Source organism: Pseudoalteromonas sp. S16_S37, assembly GCF_014694405.1.
Lineage (GTDB): Bacteria > Pseudomonadota > Gammaproteobacteria > Enterobacterales > Alteromonadaceae > Pseudoalteromonas.
The window spans coordinates 1-16137 of sequence record NZ_JAAUWV010000076.1 but is presented as its reverse complement, the minus strand read 5'-3'; the positions used below and the strand labels follow the sequence as shown (position 1 = coordinate 16137).

The 16137-nt window shown below is 40.4% G+C and carries 13 protein-coding genes, 2 tRNA genes and 1 pseudogene; 8 read left to right on the top strand and 8 right to left on the bottom strand.

The features are described 5' to 3' along the window. Positions 1-118 precede the first annotated feature (118 nt). A pseudogene (locus HC733_RS20280) lies at positions 119-511 on the top strand (DUF924 family protein); the annotation flags it as partial. 60 nt (positions 512-571) lie between these two features. Here the strand turns inward: HC733_RS20280 and HC733_RS20275 are convergent. The 4 genes from HC733_RS20275 to HC733_RS20260 form a co-directional block, all read right to left on the bottom strand. After that, entirely contained in the window at positions 572-1105 is a 534-nt protein-coding gene (locus HC733_RS20275; RefSeq protein ID WP_190366807.1) for a GNAT family N-acetyltransferase, read from the bottom strand. Between the two features lie 198 nt (positions 1106-1303). After that, positions 1304-2545: an amidohydrolase family protein gene (locus tag HC733_RS20270; RefSeq protein ID WP_190366806.1), complete on the bottom strand. Its 1242-nt coding sequence runs from the start codon at positions 2543-2545 to the stop codon at positions 1304-1306. Positions 2546-2557: 12 nt separating this feature from the next. Then, entirely contained in the window at positions 2558-3940 is a 1383-nt protein-coding gene (locus tag HC733_RS20265) for an amidohydrolase (RefSeq protein WP_190366805.1), read from the bottom strand. A gap of 126 nt (positions 3941-4066) precedes the next feature. After that, on the bottom strand, positions 4067-4861 hold the full coding sequence (locus HC733_RS20260) for a hypothetical protein (RefSeq protein ID WP_190366804.1): 795 nt from the start codon (positions 4859-4861) through the stop codon (positions 4067-4069). Positions 4862-5131: 270 nt separating this feature from the next. Here HC733_RS20260 and HC733_RS20255 point away from each other — a divergent pair, with 270 nt between their 5' ends. Continuing rightward, positions 5132-5491, top strand: a complete 360-nt coding sequence (locus tag HC733_RS20255; RefSeq protein WP_190366803.1) for a DUF3718 domain-containing protein — start codon at positions 5132-5134, stop codon at positions 5489-5491. Positions 5492-5551: 60 nt separating this feature from the next. Here the strand turns inward: HC733_RS20255 and HC733_RS20250 are convergent, their stop codons facing one another. After that, positions 5552-6247, bottom strand: a complete 696-nt coding sequence (locus HC733_RS20250) for a DUF445 domain-containing protein (RefSeq protein ID WP_190366802.1) — start codon at positions 6245-6247, stop codon at positions 5552-5554. A 176-nt stretch (positions 6248-6423) separates the two neighbouring features. Between HC733_RS20250 and HC733_RS20245 the strand changes: the two genes are divergently transcribed. Both HC733_RS20245 and HC733_RS20240 read left to right on the top strand, forming a co-directional pair. Beyond that, entirely contained in the window at positions 6424-7278 is an 855-nt protein-coding gene (locus HC733_RS20245; protein WP_190366801.1) for a fructosamine kinase family protein, read from the top strand. 84 nt (positions 7279-7362) lie between these two features. Further along, on the top strand, positions 7363-7566 hold the full coding sequence (locus HC733_RS20240) for a CPXCG motif-containing cysteine-rich protein (protein WP_190366800.1): 204 nt from the start codon (positions 7363-7365) through the stop codon (positions 7564-7566). A gap of 45 nt (positions 7567-7611) precedes the next feature. On the opposite strand, the gene HC733_RS20235 is transcribed toward HC733_RS20240, so the two are convergent. Further along, complete coding sequence (locus HC733_RS20235) at positions 7612-8250, bottom strand: riboflavin synthase subunit alpha (protein WP_190366799.1); 639 nt, start codon at positions 8248-8250, stop codon at positions 7612-7614. A gap of 162 nt (positions 8251-8412) precedes the next feature. Between HC733_RS20235 and HC733_RS20230 the strand changes: the two genes are divergently transcribed. The 4 genes from HC733_RS20230 (at position 8413) to HC733_RS20215 (ending at position 11029) form a co-directional block, all read left to right on the top strand. Then, positions 8413-9765 (top strand): MATE family efflux transporter, encoded by a 1353-nt coding sequence (locus HC733_RS20230; protein WP_190366798.1) that lies wholly within the window; start codon positions 8413-8415, stop codon positions 9763-9765. Further along, positions 9740-10753 carry a DUF3080 family protein gene (locus HC733_RS20225; protein WP_190366797.1) on the top strand — a complete coding sequence of 338 codons (1014 nt, stop codon included), beginning with the start codon at positions 9740-9742 and terminating at the stop codon, positions 10751-10753. Before HC733_RS20230 ends, HC733_RS20225 begins: the two co-directional genes overlap by 26 nt. A gap of 97 nt (positions 10754-10850) precedes the next feature. Further along, positions 10851-10927, top strand: a tRNA-Val gene (locus HC733_RS20220). A gap of 25 nt (positions 10928-10952) precedes the next feature. Beyond that, a tRNA-Val gene (locus tag HC733_RS20215) sits at positions 10953-11029 on the top strand. A 233-nt stretch (positions 11030-11262) separates the two neighbouring features. Here the strand turns inward: HC733_RS20215 and HC733_RS20210 are convergent. Further along, positions 11263-13137 (bottom strand): M6 family metalloprotease domain-containing protein, encoded by a 1875-nt coding sequence (locus HC733_RS20210; protein ID WP_190366796.1) that lies wholly within the window; start codon positions 13135-13137, stop codon positions 11263-11265. Between the two features lie 253 nt (positions 13138-13390). Beyond that, positions 13391-15667 carry a S8 family serine peptidase gene (locus tag HC733_RS20205; RefSeq protein ID WP_190366795.1) on the bottom strand — a complete coding sequence of 759 codons (2277 nt, stop codon included), beginning with the start codon at positions 15665-15667 and terminating at the stop codon, positions 13391-13393. Between the last annotated feature and the right edge of the window lie 470 nt (positions 15668-16137).

Genomic DNA, 16137 nt, shown 5'->3' with positions numbered 1-16137 from the left:
TTTTTTATTTAGCGATTCATAAGATCACTAAACATCATGAATGTTCCCCACATTTTCCAAAATTTCTAAAATCTCCATCTTATTGATATATAAACACTAGTTTTGGGGATACCTTAGGCGTACAACCCCTCAAGGCAGTTTGGCGGAAATCATTATTCTCGACCAGTTTTCTAGAAATATTTATCGAGACACACCAAAAGCATTTGAGAATGACTCACTCGCCTTAACATTGGCCCAGTTTGCTATTGCCCAAGGTCAAGACACCATGCTTCCCAGCAATCGAAGAAGTTTTATGTATCTTCCCTACATGCATAGTGAATCAAAAGCCATTCATACTCAAGCCGTTGAGTTATATAAGACTTTAGGCAATGAAAGTAATCTAAGTTTTGAGCTCAAGCACAAAGCTATTATTGATCAGTTTGGCCGATATCCGCATCGCAATACTATTTTAGGCCGAGAATCAAGTGCTGAAGAATTGGCGTTTTTAAAGCAACCCAATTCGAGTTTTTAAGTACAATTGCGCTTACTGACGTTAATTTACAATAATCTATTGAGCCGTTTTCTTACCAACTTATAAATCGCGTTTCATTGGCACGAAAGTGATTGATAATGTTTCTGTAACAGGATATTCGATTGTCTTTTCGCCGATAAAGCCATGACGTTTATATAGCTTGATCCCAGGTAGCGTAGCCATCAATTCTAAAGCTTTAAAACCTCTAGCTCGCGCCTCTTTTTCACATTCTCGCATGAGTACTGAACCAAGCCCTTGACGTGCATAACTGGGTTTCACAAAAAAAGCACGAATTTTAGCTGCATCAATATCGGGGTTAAGCTCTTTAGGTGACCGATTACTCTGACGATCACTTCCAAATAATGTCCTACGAAAACTCCATCCTCCACAAGCAATTAAAAGATCATCATCTTCAATTACAAAATAACTCTGATCTCTAATAAGTTGAGAATCTACGCCCAAAGCAGCTTGAAGTGCCCCCTCAACTTGCTCTTTAGAATAGTACTCAGATGAGAGTTCTCTTGCAGATTCACCTATTAACATTTCTATATGTGTAATATCACTTAGGGTTGCTTTTCTTATTCTGTATTCCATATTATTACATCTATTTGGCTATATAAAACGTCTGTTTTAAAATAACCCATCAAGTAATTCCAGTAAATGACTATTTAAATAGTCGGATTTCAAGACTTATCTCATAAAATTGCCTTAATTATAGAAGTGAATATTAGTATATTAACGATACAAAAAAGCCCAACAGTCATTGGGCTTTTTTAAGTAAGGTTTTACACGTTATTTTGTGTAGGCTCTAGGAAGCTGAGAGTCTGTTGTATAACGTTCACGAAGCTTGTCGTGACGAGACTCAGTACTTACCTCTTCACCGTTGATCCACACCTTTTCTACGTGAGTGCTTAATTCAAATGGATCAGCGCTCCAAAGTACTAAATCAGCGCGTTGACCAACTGCAATTTTACCACCATCAATTTCAAACGCTTCAGCAACATTGCTAGTAACGGCCTTTATCGCACTATCAAAACTCATGCCATTCGATACAGCAATACCGGCATCATAGCGAAGCTGATAAACATTATGACTGCCATCACCAAACACTGATAGCAACACCTTAACACCCGCCTTTTCTAACTTACCTGCATTTTCCAAGCTAGCATGCATTGCGTCAAAATCAGTTGGTAAGTTAGATACACCATTAATGATCACTGGAATTTCAGCTTTGGCCAATTCGTTGGCGAGTAACACTGCATCCGAACCACCGCGAATGATCACATCTAACGAGAACTGCTCCTTTAGTTTGATCACCTGTGCGATATCGGCCCCTCTGCTCACCTCGACTACTAACGGCATTTTCGCTTCAAGCAATTGAGTTAAAACGCGCTCTTCTCCCGAAGGCTTGTCTTCTTCTTTGTCGTCTTTTTTGTCTTTTTGCTTTTTAAGCTTAGCTTGCTGACCTTCCAGTTTTTCAACTAGCTGTTGAAAAGAAAGCGCACGTGAACCTTTGCTTTTCGCACCTAAGTCAATTACTAGCGCTGTATGTCTATCAGTAACGCTATCGAAGTCGCCACTTAGGTCTGCTGTAAATGCAAGGCCAGAATAAGCACCTTCATAATTAACAGGTGAAACAACATTTTGTGTGATCCCGCCTTTGCGAGCGTAGGCAATCAATGAAGAACGAGGATTAAATGCATAACTTGGATCAAAATCTAGTCCTGCTTTTTCGTCTGATGCATCACGCGAACGCGCCACTGCACCTACTTCAACAAGACCGAGCTGATTCATTGAACCAATAAATCCTGGGGTTAAAACCATTCCTTCACCACTAACAGTGACATCCGCTTCAATGCTCTGTGGGTTTATGGCTTTGATTTTCCCATCTTCAATTACAACCGTCGCATTATTTAACGTTCCCTGCTCTGTCGCAGTATGAACTGTTGCGCCTGTAATTGCCGTAATTTGTGCAAAGGCCGCTGAACTTGTTAGCAGCGCGCCAGTGATCATTGATAACTTAAATTTAGTCATTGTGTGCGCTCCTTATTTTTGACCTAGCATGAAATCGCTAACTGCTTGATATTTTTCATCGTTACGGTCATATACTTTTGCTCCGTCGATATATACATGCTCGGCTTTTGCGTACACGCTAAATGGACTTTGGTTCCAAATCACTACGTCTGCTTGTTTACCCGCTTCAATTGACCCTGTTTTGTCTGCAATACCTAAAGACTTAGCTGCATTGTAAGTAATCCACTGGATTGCATGCTCTTCAGAAATATCAAAGCCGTTTTGGTTTGCATTGTACATCACCTTACCTGCTTCTTGGTTAAGGCGCTGAATTGTAGTGTCTGAGTCAGAGTGAATGACTGCACATGAGTTTTTAACGGCATCAACAATGGCCACATTTTCATGAACCATGTCGTAGGCTTCCATTTTAAAGCCCCACCAATCTGGCCAAAGTGCCGCACAGTTACCGTTTTCAGCTAATAAATCAGCTACTTTGTATGCTTCAATACCGTGATGGAATGTACCTGAGTGGTAATTAAACTCTTTACCTAAGTCAATCATCATGGCCATTTCTTCGGCTTTATAACAGTGGTTATGAATTAATATTTCACCATCAAGAACACCGCGAAGAGTATCTAGCTTAATATCACGTTTTGGTGCGTCTGGGTTCATACCCGCTGCATACTCTTGCTCATAGCGCTCCCAAGCACGTTTGTACTCTGTCGCTTCAATCCAAGCTTCACGATAACCTGCCATGTTGCCCATGCGAGTGAATGGCGCTACGCCTTTACTGCCGTATACACGTTTAGGGTTTTCACCACAAGCCATCTTTAAACCATAAGGCGCCTCAGGAAACTTCATTGCTTGCATTGTGTGCGCTGGCACATTTTTCAAAGTGACGCTTCGACCGCCAAATAAGTTTGCCGATCCCGGTAAAATCTGTAAGGTAGTAATACCGCCCTCACGTGCACGGTTAAAGCCAGGGTCCTGTGGCCATACAGAGTGTTCAACCCAAACTTGCGATGTATTAGGGTTTATCATTTCATTGCCATCTGCATGTGATTCTACAGATGGGTTAGGATATGCGCCTAAATGTGAATGCACATCAATGATCCCTGGTGTTACCCACTTACCCTTTGCATCAACAGTGGTTTGTGCATCTACTTTAAGATCAATACCAACTTGGCTGATTTTGCCATCTACCAAATACACATCTGCATTATCTAAACGCTCACCAGTACCGGTTAATACTGTCGCATTGGTAATAAGCGTTGTGCTTGAAGGTAGTGGTTGATAGGTACTAGGATAAGGATTTTTTTCTATAGTCACTTTTTCTTTGTGCGGGCCACTATCTTGGCAACCCGCGAGTGCTGCACTCAATGCTAGCACCAAAATGGAAGGAGCAAATTTTTGCATTGTTTTATCTCTATTTGTTTTTATTTCTTAGTAACTGTAACGAAACTCAAGTAAAAATGCGAAATAAATACCTCAAAATGCATTTATTCACGATGAGTTTCTTATTTTACAACTCTGTACTCAAACTTAACGTGCAATATAATCTTGATACAGCTTAGCAAGCGCTGCGTCTATGTCTAACTTTGCATCTTTTTTCATTAGTTGCTCAGTTGCTCTGGCAACGAAATCTGAATTTTGCTTGTGCTGTTTGGCGAAATTCTGAATTTTAGTTTTGGCAATATCGAGTGTTTGAGGTTTGCTAAATCGATGGTTATATTGGCTCAACGCTTTATCAAAATCTCCATCGCATTCTTTAACCAATAAGTCATAAAACTTGCTTTTATTAACACCAAAATTTTCGAAACAATGGGCCATTGCCTGATCAAAACTTGAAAATTCGTGCCCTGCAACTACAAATCGCTGCTTTGCGCTTGGCTTATTAAACTCGGCCTCGTCACTTTCTAGTGCAAACGGCACAAACGCTAGACGCGTTGCCGCCTCTTGTCCTAGTGCCATGCCTGCACTGATACTATGTGCAAACTCTGGGCTCATTTCATCAAGCTCAGATTCATGCCACATATAATACACCTTGAGCGCCTTTGCATATTTGTCAGCAAGTTTAGCCTTGAGCTTTTTCACTCGCGCATCTAAGTTGAGGACCCGTTCATTATGTAACAACGCAAAGCATTCATAACACGATGGAACCGTTATAAAATCCGCTTGTTCGTCAAACTCGAGTATCAGCTCTGCATGCTCAAGTGGTGGGCAAAAGTCCATATCAGTTGCTTCACAACCGCAATAAAAGCATAGCTTGGCGTGTTCAACATGTTTAGCTATACCTTGCTTGTAATACTTTCTTAGCGCCGCTTTGTAAGTTTTCATTACATTCTCATTATTTGGTAACTAAAAACCATTTACTTGAAAACCAGCATTTACACTCATGAAACGAAAATGTAAAAGCAAAAATTCCCAAAAAATAAATATACAGATTTGTGTCTGAATACACACATATTTATTAAGCTAATCAATGTGTTAAATATTACCTGTTACATCCTAATACTTACTTACATTATCACATCGTTGCTTTACAGCATCTTTTTTTGAGTCAGTCATAATTAACTCGAACCTAAACTAAACCCGTGGAGAAACATCATGAAAAAGCTAACTACTTTTTGTGCATCAGCAACGCTTCTAGCTGGCTTAATAGCTGGTACAGCTAATGCCGAACAATTTATTGCAGCAGACGATACAATCGAAACTGAGTTATGCATGGCTATCGCAAGAGACAATTCTTTTAACTTACGTAAAACAATGCAAGAACGCCGTGTTACCTTGCGTGTAGTGAAAAATGTATTGGCTTGCAACAATATGGCAACTGACAAGTTTATAGCGAAGTATGGTTTCAAAAACTCAGCGCATTCATTAAATTTAGACTTCAACACAAAAACGCATATTAAAGACTTAAGTGCCCGCAACGAAGTAAGTAAAACAATTGTTGTATCAGGCTCTTAAGTTATGAGAAAACAATATTCAATATAGTGCGAAATAAGTTTTTTTGCGCACTATATTGTTTTAGCCCAGCAAGTGCGCTGCTAAGCCAAATAATCCACCAAAAACGCCTCCCCAAACAACTAACCACCCTAGGTGTGCACGGATCATGTTTTGTACGATTTCTTTAACCATGTCCGGGGTCAGTTCTTCAAGTCGCTGTTCTACAGCATTTTCAATCGTTGTAAATACCATTTCGGCACTATGGCCACTGCTTAATTCATCGCTCATGAGCTGTTTAAACTTATCTTCTTCTGTGATGTCTATCAGCGCATCTTGCATCTTTTCAACGAAAGCGTCTTTCATCGGTAACAACGCTTCGTTTCCGCCAAACATGGTAAGCATTGGGCCAAATTGTGATGCTTCAATCACTTGTAGCAATTTGTCAAACGCAGGGCTCAAATCTACTTTTTTTATTACCGGTGTGAGGTCCATTGAGTTTTGCTGTTTTTCAAGCAATGTTGAGACTTTTTCTTGACTAAAAAACTCTTCCAAAATTAATACACTTATTGATTCTTTAAACTGCTTAAATTTGAGTTTTATAACACCAGAACCATATAAAAATGGCACTTTCTCAAACAGCATATGAATCGCTAATAAATTTGTCATTGCACCAGATAAGGCGAAAATTCCGATAGAAAAGACCACCGGCAATTGCGCAAAGTAGCCAATAAGAACAGCCAATAGCGCCAATGTATTAGTAACATAGCTTTTATTCACTACAACCTCCTGATTTACAAACCGATGCATTTTATACACTATTTTCGACAAAATATAGCGCCGATAAAAAGCTAATAACTTCGGGTTTAAAGTAAAAAACTGCCTTTGTCCTCCCCCAAAGCCATAGATCCGCTATATTTAAACCTCAAGCGATCTATTTGTTTAAGGTGACTCTAATGTGGAATGTCGTTAATCAGCAAATATCTGAAGTGCTACATCAGCCCTTTGTGGTAACGCATAAAGAGCAGCTTAGAAGTTGTGATAATGAGATGCGCTTTCACATCTCTAATGGTGAACACCACTACTTGGTCAAAGTGGACTTACTGAGTGCACTTGAGCGCTTTGAAGCCGAATCAAAAGCTCGAGACTTACTGATAAGAGACAGTGACTTTTTAGTTGCCGATACCATAACCATAGGTACTACGCTTGAGTTCAGTTTTATTGTAATAGAAATGTTGCCCCGCTCCCAAGCTCAAGAAAATTGGTCTGAATGCGCACTGCAATTAGCAAAGATGCACAATCGCTTTGAGCAACAAATGTTTGGCTTGGAGGAAGATAGTTATGTGCATCAACTCATTCAGCCCAATCAATGGCATCGCAAGTGGGAAACGTTCTTTGCAGAAGAACGAATTGGCTGGCAGCTTCAACTTCTAAAAGAAAAAGGGGTTGAATTAGTTAATATCGATGATTTTGTGATAACCATTAAATCACTACTCGCACATCACACTAAACCATCGCTTTTACATGGCCACTTTTGGAAAGGTAATATCTTTTTCAGTGATGGCAAGCCATGTTTAGACAACCCAGCTTGCTACTACGGAGATAGAGAAGTTGATATTGCCATGAGTGAGCTTTTCGCTCCCCTACCAAAAGAGTTTTACGACACTTACAACGCCCAATTTGCACTCCAACCAGGCTATGAAATTCGCAAATCTGTGTATCAGTTATATCCCCTACTTTTGCATGCAAATTTATATGCAGGAGATTATCTCAATCAAGCACAAAAAAGAGTGAACGAGATTTTGAAATAGCTGTAATAAAGCTTTCACAATTGTATTTACTGCTATAATTAGGTGAGTGCAATGGCTACAGGCAATCGCCTTTTGGAGAGCTAAATGAAAGCGCTGTATGATCAAAGAATAACGTGTCCACACTGTGGTCATCACGTTTACATAAGCCTTGATGCAAGCGAAGGCGATCAAGACTTTTATGAGGATTGTGCAGCATGTTGTAACCCAATTCACTGCAACATGCACATAGATCACTCTAATAATAAACTTGAATTACACATTGATAGTGACGATGAACAAATTTTTTAACTCACAAGCTTTGCCGTATCGTTAGGCAAAGCTTTTTTATCAGTTTTAGTCATTTAACCTGCTTTGTTTACGCAGATAATTTTCAACGGTATTAACGATGGTGTAAGTTTGTTGGTCAACTTCTATATTAACGAGGTCTCTCTCGCGTAAACGGCCAATATTTGTAATGTTTAAAGTTTCGGGTATTAAGTGCAACCAAAAACCATGTTCGTCAATTTCTCCAACCGTTAGACTCGCTCCGTTCACACAGATAAATCCTTTGTATAAAATAAATTTTAACCACTGTGACGGTAACGTGAGATATATTTTGCAGTTGTCCTCTTCATAAACAACATGTTGTGCTTGAGCAGTACAGTGGATATGGCCTGATACGATATGCCCACCTAATTCAGTGCCAAAGGTAACCGAACGCTCATAATTAACTTGCGCCCCTCTGGACAACTCACTTAAATTTGTCAGCCTTAATGTTTCATCAATTACGTCAAAATAGACTTGGCCTACAACATCATGTCGGTTTAACTCATATTCAACGACCGTTAAACAACATCCATTTATCGCAATACTGGCGCCAATATCCAGATGGTTTAAGTACTCTGTTCCAACTGATATACCTAACCTTAATACACCATCTCTATGGTTTGCACTTATTACTGTTGCTTGCGTTTGCACAATACCAGTAAACATACTTACCCTTGCCGAACAAAAATTTTGCACATGATACAGCATAAATAGCACCGTCTGAAGCTGACAGAGTGGGAACACGCAGATAATTTTTCTACATTCACCGCCTTTACTCGCAAAGATACGCAACTAGAGGTTACAATTAGATTTTTAGCTGGCAATCATATGAAGTTTAGTCACTGGGAAGGCAAACGCCTTTTGCAACTTGCTACCCCCGTTTTTTTTGCACAAATCACTTTAGTTTTAATGTCAGTCGTAGACACTATGATGGCCGGTCAAGTCAGTGCCAACGATCTTGCTGCACTTTCTATTGCAATCGGTATTTGGAATCCGCTTATATTTTCTTTGCAAGGCATTTTGCTCGCTATAACTGGCATTGTTGCACATTGTCACGGTGCAAAAGATTTAACCAGTATCAAGTCACACTTTCAACAAGGTGTATATTTAGCTCTGATTTTAACTGTTCTGAGTCTGGTTCTAGCTCAGTTCACGCCCTTGGTCTTTTCAAGACTAGGTACCAGTACCCATATCACTGATTTATCGCAACTGTATATTGATTTTGTAAAATGGGGTGTACTTGGCTTTTTGCTGTTTTCGATATACCGAAACGTAACAGAGGGAGTCGGCTTAACTAAACCCGCTTTTTATATAAGCCTCGTTGGTCTTGCCGTAAACGTTGTAGCTAACTACATATTTATCTATGGAAAATTAGGCATGCCAGCTTATGGCAGTGCAGGCTGTGGGTTGGCAACTGCATTGGTGTTTTGGGCCATGGCGATAGCCCAGTGGCTATACTGCAAACGTAGCGAAACCATGCGAGCTTTGTCTTTGCTATCATCGTTTGCCAAACCAAGTTTATCCGCAATCTGGTATATTGCCAAATTAGGGCTACCGATTTGCTTAGCGACACTATTTGAAGTGACCTTATTTGCCTGTATTCCACTATTTATTGCCGATTTAGGCGCAGTTGCTGTATCAGGACACCAAATAGCGGCAAGTGTAACAACTGTGTTGTTTATGATGCCTTTGAGCCTTTCTATGGCCATCGCCATTCGCATTGGTAATTTGTCTGGTCAAAAAGCTTATGAGCAGCTAAAAACAGCGATATTTACCAGTTTTTGTTTAGCCGCATTTATCGCTTTGTTTGTTGCGTTACTTACCTTTATCGGTCGAAATAGTATCGTTTGGTTATATACTAATAACGAGCAGGTTGCCCTACTGGCATCAAGCATCATAGTACTAGCATGCGTTTATCAGCTTCCCGATGCACTGCAAGTAGCGGCAAACGGTGTACTCAGGGGATTAAAATATACCAAGCCAATTACCTATATTACGTTTGTCTCATATTGGGTTGTTGGCTTTTCACTAGGCTATATTTTAGCCAAAACAGACCTATTAACCCCCGCTATGGGTCCCAAAGGGTTTTGGATAGGTATTATAGTTGGCTTAAGTGCAGCTGCCGTATTGTTACTTTTAAGTGTGAGGGCTCGACTTGCATCTATTTTGTCTCATCATTAGTTGCGTCTTTGTACTAGCAGGCTGTGCGCCTGCTCCAAGCGATGTGTATCAAGACTATCAACAACGTCTAGAAAAAGTGATGCAGCAAAACAGCATTACACGAAGTACGCTTGCTCCACTTACATTTAAGCATGTCGCAAAGCCCAAGTCTCAAATCACACTATCAATTTTGGAATTAACTAGCTTAGATCACTGCTCGCTTATGAACATCATCGCAGCCAATAACAATCAACTTGGTAAGGTGCGTGTACCTAGCGAACAATTAAAATATGCGATGAATTTTATTGTTCACGCGCAAACCTGTTTGAATCACCCTGACACAAGGGATGAAATAGTAAAAGAAAAGCTGGCAAATGCGCTTGAGGAAAAGAAAAGCCAGCTCTCACATTATTTTGAGCAGATGGTGTTTAATGAACGTGAACTGTCTAAAATGCTACGTTTGACTAGCCAAGAAGTTGCGTTGCAAGATCATCAAGAGCCGCTGAGTGAAGCGCTAGAAGCATTAACGACTCTAGCAAATCTGTACATAAAAATAGCAATAAACGAACCTGATTATAGTCAGTTGGGTTACCCTCAACTCGTTACCAATGCATTAGCTAAGCTTAATCAAAACGACGCAGTGTCCCGCCTCATTACCTCAGCAAGAAAACAAATTCTACTTAACAATCTAACCACTCAGTGGCTAAATACCATAGAGCCTTCAAATACACTTTGTCAGCACAATAAAAATAAGAAAAAAGCTCAGATTGTCAGTAATATATTTAACAAGTTTTATCTGTCGCAATTACAGGGTTACCAATCTAAGCTCACTAATATGCTGCAAGAAGTCTCTCCTTTACTTTATATTTTATGGCGCTCTGAACCACAATTAAGTGAGCTGTTTAACGTCGAGGCCAACGAGTCATACTACCAACAACTCAAAACAAGCGCGGTGACGCATGTCACATGGTGGCAAAAGTTTTATAAAACGTGCAAAATCCAGCCTTAATGTGCAAAAAAACTGCAAACAAACAAAAATTTAGCAAACTGGCTTGATCCAACGTACAAGTCGCTATATATTAGCCGCCGTTGCTTTGCAATACAGTACGACCGTAGCTCAGTTGGTTAGAGCACCACCTTGACATGGTGGGGGTCGGTGGTTCGAGTCCACTCGGTCGTACCAAATCTATTTTATTCAAAATCATAATACAACCGTAGCTCAGTTGGTTAGAGCACTACCTTGACATGGTAGGGGTCGGTGGTTCGAATCCACTCGGTTGTACCATCTTATAAAACATACTTATTTGACTACATCCGTTAGTCAATGTCATACACACTTGTAAGTTAACTATTTGTAATTAAGTGGATTATAATAACTGATTGTCGATTACTACGTGCTAATAACGATGAGATATTTGATTGCAAGATAAATGGGTAAACAATGACGGCCATATCCTAGTTTAATCAACCTCATAGACCTAGTCATATTAACTGCCATTGCCACCCAATTTTATTTGCTTACTTACTAAGTGCTAAACTGTAGTCCCCTGAACCTGAATATGAGTACACTGTTATACGGTAATACCCACTACTGGCTTGATAAGTAATCGCCTCATTTGAAGTAGGTGTTTCTGAAATTGCAGCTTGAACCCAACGCCCGCTTTGCCAAACTTCAAGTTTTAAATCAAAGTCAGCGTTACTTGGGCCCTCTAAGGTCATATCAAGCGTACCACCTGCATATTGAAACCAGGTACCATTTGGAACAATCGCCTGCTGCTTATCTGCCAAATAGCCAGTATAAATATCTTTTTTAGGTGGCGTTACGTCTCCCCCGACTTTAAAAGACATGGTTTGTGACGCATCGCTAATTTCGCTAATTGCTAAGCCCGAATTGCTGCCATTCCACCATAATGAGTTTGTTCCTTTTGAACTTAACGCATTAGGCAGCGAGGCTGAAAATTCACCAGCAACATCGTATAAGTCCGTCGCATCACCTCTGTTGGTTTTGTATTCTGGGTCTCTGTTACCATCTGCATGTTCCATTTGAATGTATGGATGCCACTCGTTTGAGTTATTGCCAGCACTGTCTACATGCCAAATGGCTAAACCTTGGTCAAGCTGTTCAGAGTTTTGACCCGAGCGATGAATCGCTTCAATATAAAACGCTTCATTGCGGTTACTTGGGTTAGTCCATTTGTAAGAGGTGTTAGAGCCAGAGGTGTGCGTCAAGGTGCCGCTAGGTGCATTGCTATTGATCGCAGGATTGAGTTCTGTAACCGTATCCCACCCTGCCAAATTTCTAAAATGCGCGACAGGTGGTGTTGGCTTGAAACGATTAGTTTCACCTATCGCCCCGTAACCCATCACACCAAAACTTGCGACAGAGCCTTCAGAGCTGCCATCGTAATCGTATAAATCTGGCCAGTTTGTTACCAAATGACCAGACTCGTGTACAAAGGTACCAATTGCTAAGCTATCGCGCATATCGGTAATTTGATAACGATTTGTACAGACGCCATCAGCGCAAAATCGAGGACTAAGCGATGCCATATGCGGCCATAGGCCTTTTGACCAACTACTATCAGAATTACCCGCATAGAAAATATTAAGCCCTTTGATCTGGCGACTACTGTTGACCGACAATGTCGAAAAATCAAAACCTTGGGTGTATTCCAACCAGTTTAGAGCTTCTTTGATTAGCTCTTGAGAGCGCACGGTTGAGCTATATCTATCATCTGTGTAGTAGGATTTGTTATTTTTGGCAGTATAATAAGCCGTTACCGTATTGGTATAGTCAAGCTTGCCACCTGAAACGCTGCTAAAATAACCCCTGACCGATTGCGCATTACCAAACTCAGTGTAATTTAAATCATTTAAAAATGACTCAACTTGTGATTTGCTAATAGTTCCTGGAAAATCAGGAAAATCTATAATGATTGTTAACCCTTTAATTTGCCCCGTGCTTTGAGTGTCTATTTCGCTCATGGTGTCTAGCATACCGCTGGCTTTATGGGTTAAACCACCAAACATACTTTGCTGGGCTTGCTCTACCTTCTTTTGTATTGCACTTTGACTCAGCGTAAATCTTGCTTGTTTTATTGTATTGCCTTGTGCAGCTTGATTACTTACCAGAACACCGGTAGATACTAAATCTTGACCGTCACTTGACACTTCAGCATAAGTGAGACCATTTTTATTTTCATCAAAGATCACTAAACGACCGTCTTGAGTGCGTTGTAAAGCAAAGTAATCGTTACCTTCTAAGCTGATGGTGACAACTTCTCCATTTGGTTGCGTATACTCGTACTGATGATTTTTGTAGGGAATGGCCGCTTGAGTTAAGCAAGTGAAGATTGCCAATGGCGCAATCGCGAGTTTATTAAACCTATACATGTTGTGTTCCTATTACAGTTGAATGGAAACACATTATTAACATCAAAAATACATATCTTCAACAGTTCTCCGACAAACAAATTGACTATTTATAGAACAGTTTGTTCCTATATATAATACTTTCATACACTTTTACGACATATGAGACAATTATCAGGTTGGATCTCGTACATTAAACTAGCTTCTTTTACTCATATCTTTGCAATAAAAAAGGCCATACAAGACGGCCTTTGGTTTAAGGTTAATTAATAATTTATTTTGGTGTTGCAGTTACATTCAATGTAATACCACTAGACGCTCTGTAACCGTAAATATCGATGTACCATCTACCAGCCTGTGGGTTTTGGATTGCACAAGACTCATTGTTACTCGCACTTTCAGACTTACAATCGTAACTAGTCGTTGTAGATTGTGCGCCACGAGTTACAAATAAGTCAGCATCACCAGTACCGCCAGACGTTGTTACGTTAAGGTCTGAGTAGCCATCAACTAGGTCTAATGTAAAACGAGTCCAACCACGACGAGCTACGCTGATACCTGTTTCTGTTAGATCAACTGGTTCAGCGCCTGGGTTTGTAGTGCCACCGTCAGTGTAGCTAGCTACAAGAGATACACCAGAGAATGCGCTGTAGCCTTTAACCATTACGTGGTAAGTGCCACCAGATTTGGTTAGATCACAGCTTTCGTTATTACCACCTGCGTACGGACGACATTCGAAGTTAGAATCGCTTGGCTTAGAACCAAACTGAACATATAAGTCAGCATCTCCTGTACCACCACTCATGTTAACTTTAACATCGGTTGCGCCAGCTGGAACTTCAAAAGTGAATAGTAATTCTTCAGCTTTTGCACCAGAAAGGTTTGTTTTAGCAACACCGTTTTCTAATTCATTACCTACTGGAGGTTGAACAGGGCCACCCGTTCCGTCACAGCCTTTCTCTGTAATGAAGTCGATTGCATCTTTAGTTTGTACTAGACCATAACCAAACTTAACATCACGACCAGTCGCTCCCAAATCTTGTGCTGTCGCTGTTAGCACTGCACGGATTTGCGAAGCTGTACAACTTGGGTGATGGCTCCATACTAATGCAGCAACACCTGCTACGTGTGGCGATGCCATTGAAGTACCGCTCATTAAACCGTAGTTGCTAGGGTCTAAATTCACTGAAGCAGTCATGCCAATGTTGTTTAACATTTCCGCACCAGCTGTATCGCTAACTGTTACCGCTGGGATAGAAGTTGCGTTCGTATCACCTAAAGTACCACCGAATGAACCAGCCGCATTGTTATAAATGATTGCGCCAACACCGCCGCTGTCTTCACAGTTTTTAACTTTATCATGGAAAGAGATGTTACCACGTTGTATCAAACACACTTTGCCACTTGCGCCTGAGTCAACTGACTCGCCTGTTGCAAAGTTGTATAAAGGTGCATTGGCATTACCTTGGTTTTCCATACCGTTTGCGTCATAAGACTGACCAGCAACAGATAGAGAAACAATAGTACCTAAACCTTCAGGGTATGCTGAGTTAACATCAACACCTGGCGCAGCAATTTCAACTTGGCTGTTCTTTTGTGAGAAATCAGCTAATTCTTTATTACTGTCGATTGCAGCAACTGACATTACAGAGTCGTATGACGCAGGGTAGCTCTCAACATCAGTTGTATTAGTTGGAACACCATCGTTACCTGCTGCCGCAATGAGTAACATACCTGCATCTGCTGCAGCTTGGATACCGTTACGCTCAGTAACACTTGAACCTTCACCACCTAAACTCATGTTTACAACATCAGAGCCAGCCGCTTTACACTTGTTGATTGCATCAACCAACTCAGACGAGTATCCCCAACCGTCAGCGTTAAATACTTTGATGATATGCATTGAAGGGTCTGTACCGATTACACCACGTACACCAATGCCATTATTTAGTGCTGCGATAGTACCTGCAACGTGTGTACCGTGAGGACCACCATGCTCGTACCAGTTACCAGTGCCAGAATCGTTTGTACCAGAAATTGTGTCGCCACGTGCACCCATGTCTTCATGCGGAAGATCTAAACCTGAGTCGATAACACAAATTTTCTTACCGCCATTTGCAGCTGAAGCTACAGAGTCGTCAACCAAATCAGCTTGTACCATTGAGATACCATAAGGCTGAGTTTGCGACATCAAGCGACGCGGTAAATCCTCTTCTACGTATTCAACTAGGTTGTCATTACGTAGTGCCATCAGTTGAGATTCGCTCAACTGCGCTACAACTGCATTCAAGCTCGCTTTAAACTGTGCGTTTTGAACACCTAAAGTAGCCATGCGGTTAGCTGCCATTTGTGGCATGTTAGCCGAGCCTTGCATAGCGACACCCATCATCGCCATTTCGTTGTTTTTGTATTTTACAATGTAACGTTTTGGTAACGGAGATTCTGATTTCTCTGTAGCTAGTTTTAAAGGAGATGCCTGTAATGATGCAGATACCGCAAGTGATAGCAGCGTAGTAGCAAAAATTGCTTTATTTGTTGTTACTTTCTTCATTGGAATAATCCATGCTTGTTATTATTTTCGTAATGAAATGTATCAAAAAACAAAATAATTAACACAACAAGTTACATGCCATTGTAAAGAATTGTTAATGATAACGTAATAAAAATAAGATAACCACTTTAAAAACAACTAAATAGAGTTGGCACTTTCCACAAAAAAGCACTAGAACAAATACTCTTCCATGTTAAAAAATGAACAGATAGTACCTCTTTTATTAACATTAAGTTCCTGAAACCGCTAATTTTTCAGCAAGAAATTACGATTCCCAAACAACAAGGTACAAACATAAAAGTAAAATATTTAGCTTTTACTTTAATGGCAAACTAAGTGATTCTTTTCGCCAACGAGCCTGTAGAATAACTCGTTTCAAATCTGTTTTTGTAATCAACAAACGATAACTGAGTTCCTATTTTGATTCAATCGTTTAGTTGGGTGTGAGTTGTTATTTTAGGGCATTTTTA